The organism is Mycolicibacterium pallens, from assembly GCF_019456675.1.
Taxonomy (GTDB): Bacteria; Actinomycetota; Actinomycetes; order Mycobacteriales; family Mycobacteriaceae; genus Mycobacterium; species Mycobacterium crocinum.
The window spans coordinates 2,673,467-2,691,396 of the sequence record NZ_CP080333.1; the positions used below are offsets into that span (position 1 = coordinate 2,673,467).

General features: G+C 66.0%; 15 protein-coding genes. 7 read left to right on the forward strand and 8 right to left on the reverse strand.

From position 1 onward, the window contains the following. The first annotated feature begins 239 nt into the window (after window positions 1-239). The 5 genes from K0O64_RS13195 to secG all read left to right on the forward strand — a co-directional run bounded on the left by K0O64_RS13195 (window position 240) and on the right by secG (window position 4,329). Window positions 240-962 carry an ABC transporter substrate-binding protein gene (locus tag K0O64_RS13195; protein ID WP_071945236.1) on the forward strand — a complete coding sequence of 241 codons (723 nt, stop codon included), beginning with the start codon at window positions 240-242 and terminating at the stop codon, window positions 960-962. Window positions 963-1,035: 73 nt separating this feature from the next. Beyond that, window positions 1,036-2,058 (forward strand): type I glyceraldehyde-3-phosphate dehydrogenase, encoded by a 1,023-nt coding sequence (gene gap, locus K0O64_RS13200; RefSeq protein ID WP_071945234.1) that lies wholly within the window; start codon window positions 1,036-1,038, stop codon window positions 2,056-2,058. Between the two features lie 5 nt (window positions 2,059-2,063). Further along, entirely contained in the window at window positions 2,064-3,275 is a 1,212-nt protein-coding gene (locus tag K0O64_RS13205; RefSeq protein WP_071945232.1) for a phosphoglycerate kinase, read from the forward strand. Between the two features lie 4 nt (window positions 3,276-3,279). Beyond that, a complete protein-coding gene (gene tpiA / locus K0O64_RS13210; protein WP_071945230.1) occupies window positions 3,280-4,065 on the forward strand; it encodes a triose-phosphate isomerase in 786 nt (261 codons plus the stop codon). A 30-nt stretch (window positions 4,066-4,095) separates the two neighbouring features. Next, window positions 4,096-4,329 carry a preprotein translocase subunit SecG gene (secG, locus tag K0O64_RS13215; protein ID WP_047330334.1) on the forward strand — a complete coding sequence of 78 codons (234 nt, stop codon included), beginning with the start codon at window positions 4,096-4,098 and terminating at the stop codon, window positions 4,327-4,329. Window positions 4,330-4,440: 111 nt separating this feature from the next. Here secG and K0O64_RS13220 read toward each other — a convergent pair whose 3' ends face one another. Next, complete coding sequence (locus K0O64_RS13220; RefSeq protein WP_071945228.1) at window positions 4,441-6,027, reverse strand: glycosyltransferase family 39 protein; 1,587 nt, start codon at window positions 6,025-6,027, stop codon at window positions 4,441-4,443. 160 nt (window positions 6,028-6,187) lie between these two features. Here K0O64_RS13220 and ppc point away from each other — a divergent pair, with 160 nt between their 5' ends. Both ppc and K0O64_RS13230 read left to right on the forward strand, forming a co-directional pair. Next, a complete protein-coding gene (ppc, locus tag K0O64_RS13225) occupies window positions 6,188-8,983 on the forward strand; it encodes a phosphoenolpyruvate carboxylase (RefSeq protein ID WP_071945226.1) in 2,796 nt (931 codons plus the stop codon). 4 nt (window positions 8,984-8,987) lie between these two features. Then, on the forward strand, window positions 8,988-9,485 hold the full coding sequence (locus tag K0O64_RS13230) for a DUF309 domain-containing protein (RefSeq protein ID WP_071945225.1): 498 nt from the start codon (window positions 8,988-8,990) through the stop codon (window positions 9,483-9,485). A gap of 80 nt (window positions 9,486-9,565) precedes the next feature. Here K0O64_RS13230 and K0O64_RS13235 read toward each other — a convergent pair whose 3' ends face one another. From K0O64_RS13235 to tkt, 7 genes are read right to left on the reverse strand one after another with little or no spacing between them, the layout of a single operon-like run. Beyond that, complete coding sequence (locus K0O64_RS13235) at window positions 9,566-10,909, reverse strand: cytochrome P450 (RefSeq protein ID WP_071945224.1); 1,344 nt, start codon at window positions 10,907-10,909, stop codon at window positions 9,566-9,568. Between the two features lie 11 nt (window positions 10,910-10,920). Then, the gene (locus K0O64_RS13240; protein ID WP_071945222.1) at window positions 10,921-11,307 is read right to left on the reverse strand and encodes an ATPase; all 387 of its coding nucleotides are present in this window, start codon (window positions 11,305-11,307) and stop codon (window positions 10,921-10,923) included. Window positions 11,308-11,311: 4 nt separating this feature from the next. After that, the gene (gene pgl, locus K0O64_RS13245) at window positions 11,312-12,055 is read right to left on the reverse strand and encodes a 6-phosphogluconolactonase (protein ID WP_096311351.1); all 744 of its coding nucleotides are present in this window, start codon (window positions 12,053-12,055) and stop codon (window positions 11,312-11,314) included. Between the two features lie 24 nt (window positions 12,056-12,079). Further along, a complete protein-coding gene (gene opcA / locus K0O64_RS13250) occupies window positions 12,080-12,991 on the reverse strand; it encodes a glucose-6-phosphate dehydrogenase assembly protein OpcA (protein WP_071949880.1) in 912 nt (303 codons plus the stop codon). A gap of 55 nt (window positions 12,992-13,046) precedes the next feature. Beyond that, window positions 13,047-14,612, reverse strand: a complete 1,566-nt coding sequence (gene zwf / locus K0O64_RS13255) for a glucose-6-phosphate dehydrogenase (protein WP_096311352.1) — start codon at window positions 14,610-14,612, stop codon at window positions 13,047-13,049. Next, the gene (gene tal / locus K0O64_RS13260; RefSeq protein ID WP_071945216.1) at window positions 14,609-15,727 is read right to left on the reverse strand and encodes a transaldolase; all 1,119 of its coding nucleotides are present in this window, start codon (window positions 15,725-15,727) and stop codon (window positions 14,609-14,611) included. Before tal ends, zwf begins: the two co-directional genes overlap by 4 nt. 28 nt (window positions 15,728-15,755) lie before the next feature. Then, window positions 15,756-17,849 carry a transketolase gene (tkt, locus tag K0O64_RS13265; RefSeq protein WP_071945214.1) on the reverse strand — a complete coding sequence of 698 codons (2,094 nt, stop codon included), beginning with the start codon at window positions 17,847-17,849 and terminating at the stop codon, window positions 15,756-15,758. Window positions 17,850-17,930 lie beyond the last annotated feature (81 nt).

Below are 17,930 nucleotides of genomic sequence, written 5' to 3' on the forward strand. Positions count from 1 at the left end.
ACAACAGCGTAATGGCGTCGTGGCAGGTGCACCGTCCTGGGCGGCGCGCCGGCATGGTCGACGCGCCCCGCCGAATGCCTCTGTGCTGAACATGGTTTCGTGACGCCGTCGGCCGCCCTGAACGCCGCGCGCCGCTATCGGTGCTGTGCGCCAGGCATTTTCGCGCGCGTACTGCCCGCGGACCCAATTTTCTCGGCGTCGTCACCCGGGGCGGCAGACCAGGGGCTAGCGTTTGTGCCATGCCTGAGGTGTTGCGCGTCGGGGCGGCATTGCCGGACCCACCGTTCAACGATGTGAACGGCACCGGCCTGGACGTCGAACTCCTGGCCGCCATCGGCCAGCAGCTCGGCGCCGACGTCGAGTTCATCCGCTACCAAGGGCGCGATTTCAACGGCATCTTCGACGCGCTGGATTCCGGTGAGTTCGACTGCGTGGCCTCCGGCACCACCGTCACCGGCTCTCGCGCGCTGAAGGCCGCGTTCTGCGATCCGTACCTGATCTCCGGTCAGGCGCTGGCTGTCGACGCCACCCGGCTGCCCGACGTCGCGTCGATCGACGATCTCGAGGGATTGACGATCGGGGTGCAGCAGGGCAACACCAGTCAGCCGATCGCGAACCGGTTGCTGGCCGACGGCAAAGTCGCGCGGGTTCGGGTGTACGACTACGGCAGCATTCGCAGCGCGCTGCGCGATCTGTCGACGGGCCGCTGCGACGCCTTCATGAAGCTGGACCCGGTGCTGACCCGGCTGGCCGAGGCGACACCCGGCATCGCCGTAGTTCAGCGCGGCATCACCACCGAGAAGATCGCGATCGCGGTGCCGACGAGCGACACCGCGTTACTGGGCCGGATCAACGTCGCGCAGGCCACGCTCGAGGAGAACGGCACGTTGCCGGCGATCCGGGAACGGTGGACCGGCTCGCCCCGGGCCGACCAAAGTGGCCCCAGATCGGGTGACCTCTAGGCGGTCGCGCACGCCGGTGAGCAGGCCACTAGGCTGGGCGCGAGAACTGGCGAAGCAACTATGAGGAGATGACGTGACCATCCGGGTTGGCGTTAATGGCTTCGGCCGTATTGGCCGTAATTTCTTCCGGGCTCTGGATGCGCAGAAGGCGCAGGGCAAGAACACCGATGTCGAGATCATCGCGGTCAACGATCTGACCGACAACGCGACGCTGGCGCATTTGTTGAAGTTCGACTCGATCCTGGGCCGGCTGCCCTATGAGGTGAGCCTCGAAGGCGAGGACACCATCGTCGTCGGTGACACCAAGATCAAGGCGCTCGAGGTCAAGGCCGGCCCGGCCGAACTGCCGTGGGGCGATTTGGGTGTCGACATCGTGGTCGAGTCGACCGGGATCTTCACCAAGCGTGACAAGGCCCAGGGCCACCTGGATGCCGGGGCCAAGAAGGTCATCATCTCCGCGCCGGCCACCGATGAGGACATCACGATCGTGCTCGGGGTCAACGACGACAAGTACGACGGCAGCCAGAACATCATCTCCAACGCCTCGTGCACCACGAACTGCCTGGGCCCGCTGGCCAAGGTCCTCAATGACGAGTTCGGCATCGTCAAGGGTTTGATGACCACGATCCACGCCTACACCCAGGATCAGAACCTGCAGGACGGCCCGCACAGCGATCTGCGCCGGGCCCGCGCCGCGGCGTTGAACATCGTGCCGACCTCGACCGGTGCGGCCAAGGCCATCGGCCTGGTGCTGCCGGAGCTCAAGGGCAAGCTCGACGGGTACGCGCTGCGGGTGCCGATCCCCACCGGCTCGGTCACCGACCTGACCGCCGAGCTGAGCAAGTCGGCCAGCGCCGCCGACATCAACGCCGCGATGAAGGCCGCTGCTGAGGGCAAGCTCAAGGGCATCCTGAAGTACTACGACGCCCCGATCGTCTCCAGCGATATCGTCACCGACCCGCACAGCTCGATCTTCGACTCCGGTCTGACCAAGGTCATCGACAACCAGGCCAAGGTCGTGTCCTGGTACGACAACGAATGGGGCTACTCCAACCGCCTCGTGGACCTGGTCGCACTGGTCGGCAAGTCCCTCTAACAACCATGGCCGTCAAGACGCTCGACGACCTGCTGGCCGAGGGTGTTTCGGGTCGGGGCGTTCTCGTGCGTTCCGATCTGAACGTCCCGCTCGACGGTGGGAAGATCACTGATCCGGGTCGCATCATCGCGTCGGTCCCGACGCTGAAGGCGCTGGCCGATGCCGGCGCGAAGGTCATCGTGACCGCGCACCTGGGCCGGCCCAAGGGCGGACCGGAGCCCGAGTTCTCGCTGGCGCCGGTGGCCGCCGCGCTGGGGGAGAAGCTGGGCCGGCATGTGCAGCTGGCCGGTGACGTGGTCGGTACCGACGCGCTCGCTCGCGCCGAAGGACTGACCGACGGCGACGTGTTGCTGCTGGAGAACATCCGCTTCGACCCGCGGGAGACCAGCAAGGACGACGCCGAGCGGCTGAAGCTGGCCAAGGCTTTGGTCGAATCGGTCGGCGACGACGGCGCTTTCGTCTCCGACGGGTTCGGCGTGGTGCACCGCAAGCAGGCGTCGGTGTATGACGTCGCGACCCTGCTGCCGCACTACGCGGGTGCGCTGGTTGCCGCTGAGGTCAAGGTGCTTCAGCAGCTGACCAGCTCGACCGATCGACCGTACGCCGTGGTGCTGGGCGGGTCGAAGGTGTCGGACAAGCTGGCCGTCATCGAGAACCTGGCGACCAAGGCTGACAGCATCGTCATCGGCGGCGGTATGTGCTTCACCTTCCTTGCCGCACAAGGGGTTTCGGTGGGCACCTCGTTGCTGCAGGAGGAGATGATCGACACCTGCCGCCAACTGCTGGAAACCTACGGCGACGTGATTCATCTGCCGGTGGACATCGTGGTGGCCGAGAAGTTCGCCGCCGACTCGCCGCCGGAAACCGTTTGGGCAGACCAGATCCCGGACGGCAAGATGGGCCTGGACATCGGACCGGAGTCGGTGAAGCGGTTCAGCACACTGCTGTCCAACGCCCGCACCATCTTCTGGAACGGGCCGATGGGCGTGTTCGAGTTCCCGGCGTTCTCGGCGGGCACCAAGGGTGTTGCCGAGGCGATCGTCGGCGCGACCGCCAAGGGTGCGTTCAGCGTGGTCGGCGGCGGCGATTCGGCGGCCGCGGTGCGGCAGTTGGGTCTGCCCGAGGACGGTTTCTCGCACATTTCCACCGGCGGCGGTGCATCGCTGGAATACCTTGAGGGCAAAACACTGCCCGGTATCGACGTCCTGGAGTCCTGAGAACATGGCACGTAAACCGCTGATCGCGGGCAACTGGAAGATGAACCTCAACCATTTCGAGGCCATCGCGCTCGTCCAGAAGATCGCGTTCTCGTTGCCCGACAAGTACTTCGACAAGGTCGACGTCACGGTGATCCCGCCGTTCACCGATCTGCGCAGTGTGCAGACCCTGGTCGACGGCGACAAACTGCGGCTGACCTACGGCGCACAGGACCTGTCACAGCACGATTCGGGCGCCTACACCGGTGACATCAGCGGCGCGTTCCTGGCCAAGCTCGGTTGCACGTTCGTGGTCGTCGGACACTCCGAGCGCCGCACCTACCACCACGAGGACGATGCGGTGGTCGCCGAGAAGGCGGCCGCGGCGTTCCGGCACGGACTGACGCCGATCGTCTGCATTGGCGAGCAACTGGAGGTCCGCGAGGCCGGCAACCATGTCGAGTTCAACGTGAACTCGCTGCGTGGATCCCTGGCCGGGCTGACCAAGGAACAGCTGGCCGACATCGTCATCGCGTACGAGCCGGTGTGGGCGATCGGCACCGGCCGGGTGGCCAGCGCCGCCGACGCGCAGGAAGTCTGCGCCGCGATCCGAGCCGAGCTGGGTAATCTCGCCACGCCGGAGATTGCCGACGGTATCCGGGTGCTCTACGGCGGCTCGGTGAACGCCAAGAACGTCGGCGAGATCGTCGCCCAGAAGGACGTCGACGGTGCGTTGGTGGGTGGAGCGTCGCTGGATGGGGAGCAATTCGCCACCCTGTCGGCTATCGCCGCAGGTGGGCCGCTGCCGTGATGACCGCTTCGACCAGGTAGTCTGGTCGCCATGGTTTTGACTCTGCAGATCATCCTGGTGGTCACCAGCGTGCTGGTGGTGCTGCTGGTGCTGCTGCACCGCGCCAAGGGTGGCGGCCTGTCGACGCTGTTCGGCGGCGGTGTGCAGTCCAGCCTGTCCGGGTCGACCGTGGTGGAGAAGAACCTCGACCGCCTCACGCTGTTCGTCACCGGCATCTGGGTGGTGTCCATCATCGGCATGGCACTGCAGATCAAGTACAGCTGATCTGTAGGCCGCTCCCGCGTCAGCGAGTGAACCGGTAGATATCGCCGCCCAGCGGGATCAGCGGGACGACTCCTTGCCGCACCACGGCCCCGTCGCCGTGGCCCAGAGTCCTCAGCCATCGCAGAATCTGCTCTTGCTTGGCCCGGGTGTTTCATATGCCGTCGAGCTGACGTAGTAGAACTCGTGGGCTGCCACAGCGGGACCGGCGTCGGGATGCTTGGCAAGGATGGCATCCTGGGACGCGGCGAACACCTTAGTGTGCGGATCGGCATGCCACAGGATCGCGGGCAGCACGCCGAAGTGGTCGGAGTCCACGATCAACGCGTCGGCACGCGCGATATCGCGAACCGGTTCGAGCTCCGAACGGTGAACCACGAACAACGCCGACGAGACAATCGCACACACCAACAGCACCACGGGTAGCGCGGACACCAGCCGCTGCCAGCGGACGCTCGGGCTGTCTTGGGCATCCAGGCCGTCTTGAGCCATTCGCGCCACGCCGACGAACAGCAATGGTGTGACGAAGTACAGGTATTGCAGACCTATCGCTTGCACGGGGCTGACGAACGAGACGTACATGGCGAAGGCTGTCAGCAGGCACAACACGCCCGCACAGATCGGCAGCCGCTGGACCGTCAGCCAACCGTCCACACCGCGCGGCCCCGATCGGATGGCACGCACCACGATCCTGACCACGAGATATGTCGTGCCTACACCGATGGCGATGCTCAGCAGGTTGATCACCACGTACTGGGGCTGCGCCCAGTCGAGTAGTCCGTAGGGCAACGGGTGCGACCAGTCGAGGGGATTGAAGAGTTGCAGCGCCGTCGGGATGATTGCACCGGCGCGCTGGAACAGTTGCGGGAACGTGAAGGACTGCGCCTGTTCGCGCGCCCGCCAAACAGATTCCATGAAACCCGGCTCCACGACATAGAACGCCACTGCCGCTACCACGACAGCGAGCCCGAGCTGAGCGATCTCCCTCACTGAGCGACGCCGCCACAGAATTGCCGCCACCAAGGCAACGGTGACGGCAGCGGGTATCGGGAACTGAAAGTGCGTCAGGACCCCGACCACCAGCACGACACAGAGCGTGACCAGATAGCGCAACTGCTTCTTCTGCAGCCAGAGAACGGCCACGAGCAACAACGCCGCGGTGAACATGGTGAACAGTGAGTACTGCCGGATGACGCTCACCGCGGTCCGCGACGGCAGGCTCACCGTCCAGGCCAGCGTTGCGAGGAAGCTCAGGGTGCTCGACACCGCCAGCACCCGGCAGGTGACGTAGATGATCACCGCTGTCAGACACACGACGACGAGATTGAGCACCAGAGCGCTGACGAGTGAGACGCCGAACAGCACGAACCAGATATGCAGCACCCAGAAGTAGAAGGGCGGGTGGATGTCGTAATCGACCATGGCGCTTTGGATCTGGCCAAAGCACCAGTGGGAGCTCAATTGCCAGTACCGCTGCCACTGCGAGGCATCCGCCCACTGGCCCTTCAGCGGCGAGTTCAGGAAATTCCCCTGATTGCACGTTGCGGTGACGACGCTGATGACGTCATCGTGGTCGACCAGCACGACCGCCATGAGTTTCGGTAGATAAATCAAGACGGCGACGGCGACGAGAACGAGCACCAGTACGAAATCGGCTTTGGACCGACGTGCGGCTTCCGGCGTCGCAAAAATTCTCAGCACAGGACGATACGGCCCCCTATTCGGCTGAACTGCCGCTCCCCACGGCATTCCTGGACAGTAGTTGAAGCCGGCCGCAAGGTCCACGGGGCAAGATCACGAGGGGACCACCTGCTCAACCCCACGCCCTGCAGTACCCACCGAGCACCGGAATACTTGAGGGATGGCTGAAGCTGCGGACGCGTCGCTGGAACCGATCGGCGCGGTACAGCGCACCCAGGTGGGACGCGAGGCCACCGAGCCGATGCGCGAGGACATCCGACTGCTCGGCGCGATCCTCGGCGACACCGTGCGCGAACAGAACGGCGACGAGGTGTTCGAGCTCGTGGAGAAGGCCCGCGTCGAGTCGTTCCGCGTCAGACGATCCGAAATCGACCGGTCCGAGCTGGCCCAGCTGTTCGACGGCATTGACGTCCATCAGGCCATCCCGGTGATCCGTGCCTTTACGCACTTCGCGCTCTTGGCCAACGTCGCCGAGGACATCCACCGCGAGCGGCGTCGGGCCGTGCACGTCGCAGCGGGGGAGCCGCCGCAGGCCAGCACCCTGGCCGCCACCTACGAGAAGCTCGACGCCGCACACCTGGACGCCGCCACGGTGCAGACGGCACTCACAGGTGCGCTCGTCGCGCCGGTCATCACCGCCCATCCGACCGAAACCCGCAGGCGCACGGTCTTCGACACCCAACACCGGATCACCCAACTGATGCGGGTGCGGTTGCACGGTCAGGACGAGACCGAGGACGGCCAGCCGGTCGAGACCGAACTGCGCCGACAGATCCTGACGCTGTGGCAGACCGCGCTGATCCGGTTGTCCCGGTTGAAGATTCAGGACGAGATCGAGGTGGGTCTGCGGTACTACCCGGCGGCGTTCTTCGAGGTGATTCCCAAGGTGAACGCCGAGGTTCGCGAGGCGCTGCGCGCCCGTTGGCCCGACGCCGACCTGCTGCCGGAACCGATTCTGCGCCCGGGCTCGTGGATCGGCGGCGACCGCGACGGCAACCCGAACGTGACCGCCGAGGTGGTGCGGCTGGCCACCGGCAGCGCCGCCTACACCGCGCTGGGGCACTACTTCGCTGAACTGACCAAGCTCGAGCAGGAACTGTCGATGTCGGCGCGGCTGGTGAAGACTACCGACAAGCTGGTCGCCCTGGCCGATGCCTGCACCGAGCCGGCTCGGATGGACGAGCCCTATCGGCGGGCATTGCGGGTGGTGCATGCCCGCCTCACGGCGACCGGTCACGACATTCTGGACCGAACGCCGCAGCACACCCTCGATTTGGGGATGGAGCCCTACGCAACCCCCGACGAATTGTTGAAAGATCTCGACGTCATCGACGCATCGCTGCGCGGCAACGGCAGCGCGCTGCTGGCCGACGACCGGCTGGCCAGACTGCGGGAAGCCGTGGATGTCTTCGGGTTTCATCTCAGCAGCCTGGATATGCGGCAGAACTCCGACGTCCATGAGGAGGTCGTCGCCGAACTGCTGTCGTGGGCGGGGGTACATCCCGATTACGCGTCGCTGTCCGAGCCGGAGCGGGTCGACGTTCTGACCGCCGAGCTGAAAACCCGCCGTCCGCTGGTGCGTGACGACTCAGAAGTGTCGGAGCTGGCCCGCAAGGAACTCGACATCGTCTTTGCCGCTGCCCGCGCGGTCAAGGTGTTCGGCCCCGAAGCTGTACCCAACTACATCATCTCGATGTGCCAGTCGGTGTCGGACATGCTGGAAGCGGCGATCCTGCTGAAAGAGGCGGGACTGCTGGATGTTTCGGGCGACGACGTCTATGCGCCCGTCGGTATCGTTCCGCTGTTCGAGACGATCGACGATCTGCAGCGCGGTGCGTCGATTCTCGAAGCGATGCTGGATCTTCCGCTGTACCGCGCGATGATCCACGCCCGCGGGGAAAGCCAGGAGGTGATGCTGGGCTACTCCGACTCCAATAAGGACGGCGGGTACCTCGCTGCCAACTGGGCGCTCTATCGGGCCGAGCTGGATCTGGTGGAATCGGCCCGCAAGACCGGTATCCGGTTGCGGCTCTTCCACGGTCGCGGCGGTACCGTCGGCCGTGGCGGCGGCCCGAGCTACGACGCGATCCTGGCCCAGCCGCCCGGTGCGGTCAACGGCTCGCTGCGGCTGACCGAACAGGGTGAGGTGATCGCGGCCAAGTATGCCGAGCCGCGCATCGCCCATCGCAACCTGGAGACCCTGTTGGCGGCCACACTGGAGTCGACGCTGCTGGACACCGAGGGTCTTGGTGACCTCGCCGAACAGGCCTACCAGGTGCTCGACGACCTCGCCGCCCGCGCGCAACGGGCCTACGCCGAATTGGTCCACGAGACACCGGGGTTCGTCGACTACTTCAAAGCATCCACACCCGTGAGCGAGATTGGCTCACTCAACATCGGCAGCCGGCCGACATCGCGCAAACCCACCACGTCGATCTCCGATCTGCGGGCCATCCCATGGGTGCTGGCCTGGAGTCAATCACGCGTCATGCTGCCCGGCTGGTACGGCACAGGCACCGCGGTCGAGGAGTGGATCGCCGAGAACGATGGCGGCCTCGCGGTGCTCCAGGAGCTCTACAAGAAGTGGCCGTTCTTCGCCACTGTGCTGTCGAATATGGCTCAGGTGCTGGCGAAGGCGGACATGGGACTGGCCGCCCGGTATTCCGAACTGGTCGACGACGAGGAGTTGCGCGCCCGGGTGTTCGACAAGATCGTCGCCGAACACGGCCGCACTCTGCGGATCCACCAGCTGATCACCGGGCAAGACGATCTGCTCGCCGACAATCCGGCCCTGGCCCGCTCGGTGTTCAACCGCTTCCCATACCTGGAGCCGCTCAACCACTTACAGGTCGAGCTGCTGCGCCGCTACCGGTCCGGGGACGACGATGAGCTGGTCCAGCGCGGCATCCTTCTCACGATGAGCGGGCTGGCGTCGGCACTGCGAAACAGCGGCTAGCCCCATGGCACGCGACCGCGACGAGTCCGGCCGGCCCCGCAATGCCAGGGCCCGCGACGAACTCGGCCGGCCGCTACCAGAAGGTGTCGAAGGAGTGCCCCGCATTCCGGACGATCTTCAGATACCACCGGCCGAAACACTGGCCTATGCACAGGATCTGCTGAACCAAGGACGCGCCTTTCACGCACATGAGGTTTTCGAGGCCGCGTGGAAGAACGGTCCCGACGACGAGCGCACGCTCTGGCAGGGCCTGGCCCAACTCGCCGTCGGCATCACGCACATCCAGCGCGGTAACCGCAAGGGTGCCGCAGCGCTACTGACGCGTGCGTCGATCCTCCTGCGCAGCGTCACCGACCCGCCATACGGCATCGACCTCCTCGGTCTGACCGCGGCCGCAACCGTACTCGCCGACGATCTCGCGAAGGACGCGGTCATCGACCCGGCACGACTGCGTCCGCGGTTGGGAACCAAACCGGCAGGAGATGCGTCAAACCCACTATGACGCAGGCTTGTTCACTCGAAAACACCGCAGAACTCATCGGACCGCTGCCGCTGGTCGCACCGCCCGTGCTGGCCGACTGGTCAGCCGCCGACCCCGCCGACGGCTGGTGGTGAAGCGTTGACGACTGCCGCGGGCCCGAGGCTGACGGGTAGATGTTTCACTCCGCGCAGCAGGGTACTTTCGTTGAGCGTCGGTTCGCCATCCAGAGCAAGCTGTGGGTATCGCCGAAACAGTGCGTGCAGACCGATGTTCAATTCCAGGCGCGCCAGCGCTGCGCCGATACAGACGTGGATTCCCGAGCTGAAGCTGAGGTGCTCGCGGGCATTGGCGCGGGTGGTGTCGAATTCGTCAGGACGGTCGAAGACCGCGGGGTCCCGATTGGCGCCTGCGATGACGACGAACACTGCCTGCCCTTCGTCGATGCTGCAGCCCTCGATCTCGACAGGCTCGGTCGCCACCCGCACCCCGATCTGGGCGACGGAGTCGTAGCGCAGTGTCTCCTCGACCGCGTTCGGCCAGCCCTCGGGATGCGCTTGCAGATGAGCGAGCTGCTCGGGGTGACGTAGAAGCGCCACCACCGCATTGCCGAATGCATGTGTGGTGGTGATGAATCCGGCGCCGAGGAGCAGGCCGGCGAACATCCTGACCTCTTCTTCGGTCAGGTCGCTGTCCTGCAGGACTGCGGACAGGATGCTGTCGTCCGCACCGCTGCGCCGGAGCCGTTCGATATGTGCGGCGATGTAGCCCTCGAATTCGAGCAGTGCGGCGGACGCCGCTCGGAAGTCGTCCCAAGCGGGAACGGTCGTGGTGAGAAGCTTGGCGCCCGGTTCGGCGAACGCGTGGAGCTGCGGGATCTCGTCGCGGGGCACTCCCAGCATCTCGGCGATGACCTCGATGGGAATTCGCGCCGCAAAGGCGGCTATCAGGTCACAGTGCGTGTGGCCGGCGAGGTCGTCGAGCACCGTGTCGGTGATCGCGTGGATGCGGTGCTGGAGTCCGTCGATCGCGCGTGGTGTGAAAGCCCGTGAGACGAGGCGACGCAACCGAGTGTGCACGGGTGGATCCACCACCAACAACGACGGCGGTTCCACCGGATTCATCATGTCCGGGTCTGTCTTTGCGACCAGCCACCGAACGATGCGGAAAGGGGAGCGATCGATCGGTTTGATGGTTCGGAATCTGTCGTCGCGCAAAACATTTCGGACAACCTCAGCGTCAGCGGTCACCCATGCACTTGCGATCGCCGTGGATATTCGCCCCTGCTGCCGGATCTGCTCGATGAGGCGATAGGTGTTCTCCGGACGGTCGCTGTCGATGAGGAGACGCGCGAACGGGTCACCGCGATGTGCGAGCACCTTGAGCGCTGAACGAGCAAGCCCGTAGCCCAGGAACCAATGTGCCCTGGCCTTGACGTGCAGGTCCATGGGCTGACCCGCTAACGACCCTGGCGGCGCATCGCGTTGACCACCACGCGCACCGCCGACTCGGTGGCCGCCAGCGGTGACATCACCGCCTCACCGATTCCCACGATGCGCTCGATGCGGTCGACGATCCCTTCCATTCGCTCGACCACCGCGTTGAGCCGGGGCGCGAGCTCATCGATGCGGGTCAGGGTGGAGTTGAACACGCCCAGCGTCTCCTCGAAGTATTCGAGGGTGCCGTTCATCCCGCTCATCGTGGTGTTGAGGTCGGTGAGGGACTCGCTCATCTGAGTCAGGATCGTGTCGAGCTGGTCGACGGTGACGTCGGCGTTGAGCGCGGCCTGGGCCAGGGTCTTGATCCGGTCGCGACCGGTGCGCGGCGGGGGCGGCTTGTCAACCATGGGCTCAGTCTTGCAGCTTGCTGGCCGCCTCGGTGTCGAGAAGCCAAACCGTGGCCTCACGGCCCTTCGCGCCCGCCGCCGGCCAGTCGGCCGGTTTCGCGCCGCCGACCGCCTCGGCGACCGCCTCGGCCTTACCCTCACCCGACACCACCAACCACACTTCGCGGGAGCGGGTGACGGCGGGCAGCGTCAGCGTGATCCGCCGCGGCGGGGGTTTGGGGGAGTCCTCGACACCGACCACCAGACGCTTGGTCTCCGCGACGGCAGGAGTGTGCGGGAACAGCGAGTTGATGTGACCTTCCGGGCCCATTCCGAGGAGGTGGACATCGAAAACCGGTGTCGATTCGCCGGATTCGGCGTTGGCGGCGAGCACGCTCTCGTAGGCCAGCGCCGCCGCGTCCAGGTCGTCGCCGAACTCGCCGTCGCTGGCCGCCATCGGATGCACGTTGCTGTCCGGGATGTCGACGTGGTCGAGCAGCGCCTTGCGAGCCTGCTTGTCGTTGCGCTCATCGTCATCGGCGGGCACATAGCGTTCGTCGCCCCAGAAGACGTGCACCTTCGACCAGTCGATCGCCTCGTCGTGCGCGCCGACATGCTTGAGCAGGTTGATTCCCGTTCCGCCACCGGTCAATACGATGAACGCCTGCCCGCGCGCGGCGATCGCGGTGGTGATCGCCTCCACCAGCCGGTCGCCGACGGCGGCCACCAGTGCTGAGCTGTCCGGGTAGGTCTCGACTATCTGGCTCATGCGGCGGCCTTTCCGGCGACGGGACTAGACGTACTGCACCTTCTCAATACCCGCCAGCGCCTCGTGGTAAATCTCGTCGGCATCGAGCCGGCGAAGATCTTCGGCCAGGCACTCCCGGGTCTCTCGGCGCGGCAACGGCAGCAGTGCCTCCGGGCGTGCGGTGCGGGTCAGGGTGGCGGTGATGCCCTCCTGCGGGCGGGCGAGCGTCACCGTCTCGGAGTCGCGCACCAGCTCCACCTTCAGCTCGCCCACCGCACGGGTCACCGTGCCGTCGATCCGGCTGGCCAGCCAGCCCGCCAGGATGTCGAGGGCCGGCTCATCCTTGAGGCCGGACACCAGCGCCGACGTCAGTGGCTCGTACGGGGCCTGATCCACCGCCGACGCCAGCAGGGCACGCCAGTAGGTGATCCGGCTCCACGCCAGGTCGGTGTCACCATCGGTGTAGCCCTGCAGCCGGCTCTTGATCGCCGCCAGCGGGTCTTCGGTCCCCGTGGCATCGGTGATCCGGCGAATGGCCAAGCGGCCCAACGGATCCTCGGCGGGGACCGCCGGGGCGACGCCCGGCCACCAGGCCACCACCGGGGTATCGGGCAGCAGGAACGGCAGCACCACGCTGCTGGCGTGATGAGACAGCGGCCCGGAGATCCGCAGCACCACCACCTCACCGGCGCCGGCGTCGGCGCCCACCCGCAACTGACCGTCCAGCCGAGCGTCGTTCGCCAACCGGTCGGCGGGAACCACCACGATGATGCGGCAGGGATGTTCCCGGCTCGCGGAGACCGCGGCCTCGATGGCGTCCTCCACCCGGGCCTCGATGTCGGGCGCCACCACCAGGGTCAGCACCCGGCCCAGCGTGATCGCCCCGCCCTCTTCGCGCAGCGCGGTGATCTTCTTGTTGAGCTCGTTGGTGGTCGTATCGGGCAGGTCGACAATCATCAGCGCCGCTTCTCCTCATCGCTCGTGCCTCGCTCTGCATCGGCGCCGGCGCGAATCATGGACGCCTCCATTCACGACCGGACCGCTGTAGCATCTCGAACGCCGAATCGGGGCCCCAGGTGCCCGACTCGTAGGGATCGGGCTTGCCGTGTGAAGCCCAGTAATCCAGCACGGGATCGAGTATCTCCCAAGACAATTCGACCTCGGCGTTGCCGGGGAACAGCGACGGCTCGCCGAGTAGCACGTCGAGGATCAGCCGCTCGTAGGCCTCCGGCGAATCCTCGGCGAACGCCGAACCGTAGGAGAAGTCCATGTTGACGTCGCGGACTTCCATCGCGCTGCCGGGCACCTTCGAGCCGAACCGCAGCGTGATGCCCTCGTCGGGCTGAACGCGAATCACCAACGCGTTCTTGCCGAGTTCCTCGGTCATCGTCGCGTCGAACGGCAGGTGGGGAGCACGACGGAACACCAGGGCGACCTCGGTGACCCTGCGGCCCAACCGCTTTCCGGTCCGCAGATAGAACGGGACGCCGGCCCACCGCCGGGTGTCGACGTCAAGCGTGATCGCGGCGAACGTCTCGGTGGTGGAGGTCTTCGAAAAGCCCTCCTCGTCGAGCAGTCCGACGACCTTCTCGCCGCCCTGCCAGCCCGAGGCGTATTGACCGCGAGAGGTGGTCAGGTCCAACGGCTGCACGGGCGAGGTGGCCGAGAGCACCTTGATCTTCTCAGCCCTGACCTCGCTCGGATGGAAGCTCACCGGCTCTTCCATCGCGGTCAGCGCCAGCAGCTGCAGCAGGTGGTTCTGGATGACGTCGCGCGCCGCCCCGATCCCGTCGTAATAACCGCCACGCCCACCAAGCCCGATGTCCTCGGCCATCGTGATCTGCACGCTGTCGACGTAATGGTTGTTCCAGATCGGCTCGAACAGCTCGTTGGCGAACCGCAGCGCCAGGATGTTCTGCACCGTCTCCTTGCCGAGGTAGTGGTCGATGCGGAACACCGACTCCTCGGGGAAGACGCTGTTGACCACCTTGTTGAGTTCGATGGCGCTCTGCAGGTCATGGCCGAACGGCTTTTCGATGACCACCCGGCTCCACCGGCCCTCTTGCTGACGGGCCAGCCCGGACTTCTTCAGCTGCTCACATACCACCGGGAACGACTTCGGTGGAATCGACAGGTAGAAGGCATGATTGCCGCCCGTGCCGCGTTCCACATCGAGCTTTTCCAGCGTCTCGGCCAGCCGCTGGAACGACGCATCGTCGTCGAAGGAGCCCTGGACGAACCGGAACCCTTCGGCCAGCCGATCCCACACCTCCTGACGAAAGGGTGTGCGGGCATGCTGGCAGACCGCATCGTGCACGACAGCGCCGAAATCCTGGTCGGCCCAGTCCCGTCGGGCGAAACCGACGAGGGAGAACGACGGCGGCAGCAGCCCCCGGTTGGCCAGGTCGTAGATCGCCGGCATCAGCTTCTTGCGGGCGAGATCGCCGGTGACACCGAAGATCACCACGCCGCACGGCCCGGCGATCAACGGCATCCGCTTGTCCCGCTTGTCGCGCAGCGGGTTGTGCCAGGAGGCCGGGGCGGGCGCTACCACCCCGGGTACGGGCCGGTCCGTCATTTGGCCGCGGCGTTGAGCTGTTCCTGGGTGGCGTCGAGCAGTTCCTGCCAGGACTTCTCGAATTTGTCCACGCCCTCGTTCTCCAGCACCAGGAATACGTCGCGCAGGTCGATGCCGATGGCGTCGAGCTTGTCGAACACCTCCTGGGAGGCGGTCGCGGTGCCGGTGATCGTGTCGCCGGTGACGACGCCGTGGTCGGCGACCGCGTCAATCGTCTTCTCCGGCATGGTGTTCACCGTGTTGGGGGCGACCAGCTCGGTGACGTAGAGGGTGTCGGAGTAGTCCGGATTCTTCACGCCCGTGGATGCCCACAGCGGTCGCTGCACCCGGGCACCCGCATCGCGCAGGGCGCCGAACCGGTCGCCGCCGAGGAACACCTCCTCGTAGGCGGCGTAGGCCAGTCGGGCGTTGGCGACGCCGGCCTGTCCGCGAAGCGCGAGCGCCTCGTCGGAGCCGATCTTCTCCAGACGCTTGTCGATCTCGGTGTCCACCCGGGACACGAAGAACGATGCGACGGAATGGATCTTGGCGATGTCGTGGCCGGCTTCCTTGGCCTTCTCGAGGCCCTGCAGATAGGCGTCCATCACCAGCTTGTACCGCTCGACCGAGAAGATCAGCGTCACGTTCACCGAAATGCCTTCGGCCAGAACCGATGCGATGGCCGGCACACCCGCCTCGGTGGCGGGGATCTTGATCAGCAGGTTGGGCCGGTCGACGATCTTCCACAGCTCGATGGCCTGCAGGATGGTTTTGTCGGTGTCGTGCGCAAGGCGCGGGTCGACCTCGATCGAGACCCGGCCGTCGACGCCGTCGGAGGCCTCCCACTGCGGCCGCAGCACGTCGCAGGCCTCGCGGACATCGTCGGTGGTGACGGTGCGGATCGTCGCGTCGACGTCGGCACCACGCTCGGCGAGCTCGGAAACCTGTGCGTCATAGGCGTTTCCGTGCGATAGAGCGGCCTGGAAGATCGACGGGTTGGTGGTGACACCGACCACGCTGCGGGTGTCGATCAGCTCCTGCAAGTTGCCCGACCGCAGCCGGTCCCGGGACAGGTCGTCGAGCCAGACGGACACCCCGGCCGCGGACAGTGCGGCGAGGTTGGGATTCTGTGCCATGACGTTCCCCTTCAGTTGGTCGTGTGGATTAGTTGTCGATCACGCGTTCCGCGGCGTCGGCGACGGCTTCTGCGGTGAATCCGAATTCGCGGAACAGGGTCTTGTCGTCGGCGGATTCGCCGTAGTGCTCGATCGAGATGATTTCGCCGGTGTCGCCGACGAACCGGTACCAGCTCTGGGCCACCCCCGCTTCCACCGCGACGCGGGCCGACACGTCCGGAGGCAGCACGCTGTCGCGGTACTCCTGCGGCTGCGAGTTGAACCACTCGACACAGGGCATCGACACCACGTAGGCGTTGATGTCCTTGGCGGCCAACAACTTCTGAGCCTCGACGGCCAGCTGCAGCTCAGAGCCGGTGGCGATGATGATGACGTCGGCGTCGTCGGCCGGGTTGCCGCCGCCCAGGACGTAGCCGCCCTTCTGGACGCCTTCGGCGCTGGTGCCCTCGAGTACCGGAATGCCCTGGCGGGTGAGGATGAAACCGACCGGGCCCGCACCGTTGCCGCGGGCGATGATGCTGCGCCACGCGTACGCGGTCTCGTTCGGGTCGCCGGGGCGCACCACCGACAGCTTGGGGATCGCCCGCAGCGCGGCCAGATGCTCGATCGGCTGGTGGGTGGGGCCATCCTCGCCCAGGCCGATCGAGTCGTGCGTCCAGATGTAGATGGTGTCGATGTCCATCAGCGAGGCCAGTCGCACCGACGCGCGCATGTAGTCGGAGAACTGCAGGAACGTGCCGCCGAAGGCGCGCGTGGGGCCGTGCAGCACGATGCCGGACAGGATCGCGCCCATCGCGTGCTCACGGATCCCGAAGTGCAGCACCCGGCCGTACCAGTCGGCGGTGAAGTCGTCGGTGGAGATCGACGGCGGCCCGAACGACTTGACGCCTTTGATCGTCGTGTTGTTGCTGCCTGCGAGATCGGCTGAACCACCCCACAATTCGGGCAGCTTCGGGGCGACGTCGTTGAGCACCTGGCCGAACGCGGCACGGGTGGCGACCGCCTTGGATCCCGGCTCCCAGTAGGTGATGTCGGCATCCCAGCCGTCGGGCAGTTCCTGGGCGAGCAGCCGGTCCAGCAGTGCCTTGCGTTCCGGCTCGCGCTGTGCCCAGGCGTCGAACTCACCCTGCCACTTCTCGTGGGCTTCGCGGCCGCGATCAACGAGCTTGCGGGTGTGCGCGATGACCTCGTCGTGCACCTCGAACTTCTTGTCCGGGTCGAAGCCGAGGACCTTCTTGGTGGCGGCCACCTCGTCGTCGCCGAGCGCGGCGCCGTGCACCCCGCCGGTGTTCATCTTGGTGGGAGCCGGATAGCCGATGATCGTGCGGACCGAGATGAACGACGGCTTGTCGGTGACCTTCTTGGCCTCGGCGATGGCGGCCTCGATGCCGACCACGTTCTCGCCGCCCTCGACCTCCTGCACATGCCAGCCGTACGCGCGGTAACGCTCGGCGACGTTCTCGCTCAATGCGATATCGGTGTCGTGCTCGATCGAGATGTGGTTCTTGTCGTAGAACACGATGAGGTTGCCCAGCTGCTGGGTGCCTGCCAGGGACGAGGCCTCGCTGGTGATGCCCTCTTCGATGTCGCCGTCGGAGCAGACGACGTAGATGTAGTGGTCGAACGGGCTGGTGCCGGCCGGGGCGTCGGGGTCGAACAGGCCACGTTCGTAGCGTGCGGCCATCGCCATCCCGACCGCGGAGGCCAGACCCTGGCCCAGCGGGCCGGTGGTGATCTCGACACCCTTGGTGTGGCGGAACTCCGGATGCCCGGGCGTCTTGGAGCCCCAGGTGCGCAGCGACTCGATATCGGAGAGCTCCAGGCCGAACCCGCCCAAATACAGCTGCAGATACAGCGTCAGGCTGCTGTGCCCGCAGGACAGGATGAACCGGTCGCGGCCCAGCCAGTGGGTATCGCTCGGATCGTGCCGCATCACCCGCTGGAACAACGTGTAGGCCAGCGGAGCCAGGCTCATCGCCGTGCCCGGGTGCCCGTTGCCGACCTTCTGGACCGCGTCGGCGGCCAGCACCCGCACCGTGTCGACGGCCTTGGAGTCCAGCTCCGTCCAGTCCTCGGGGTGGTGGGGTTGGGTCAGCGTGGCGATCTCTTCGACAGTGGTCACAAACTCGCTCCTGGCGTGATCAAAGGGCGGCAAGCTGGGTGGTCCTCTTCACCCTAATGCTGCAAGGTGGGTGGCTGCATA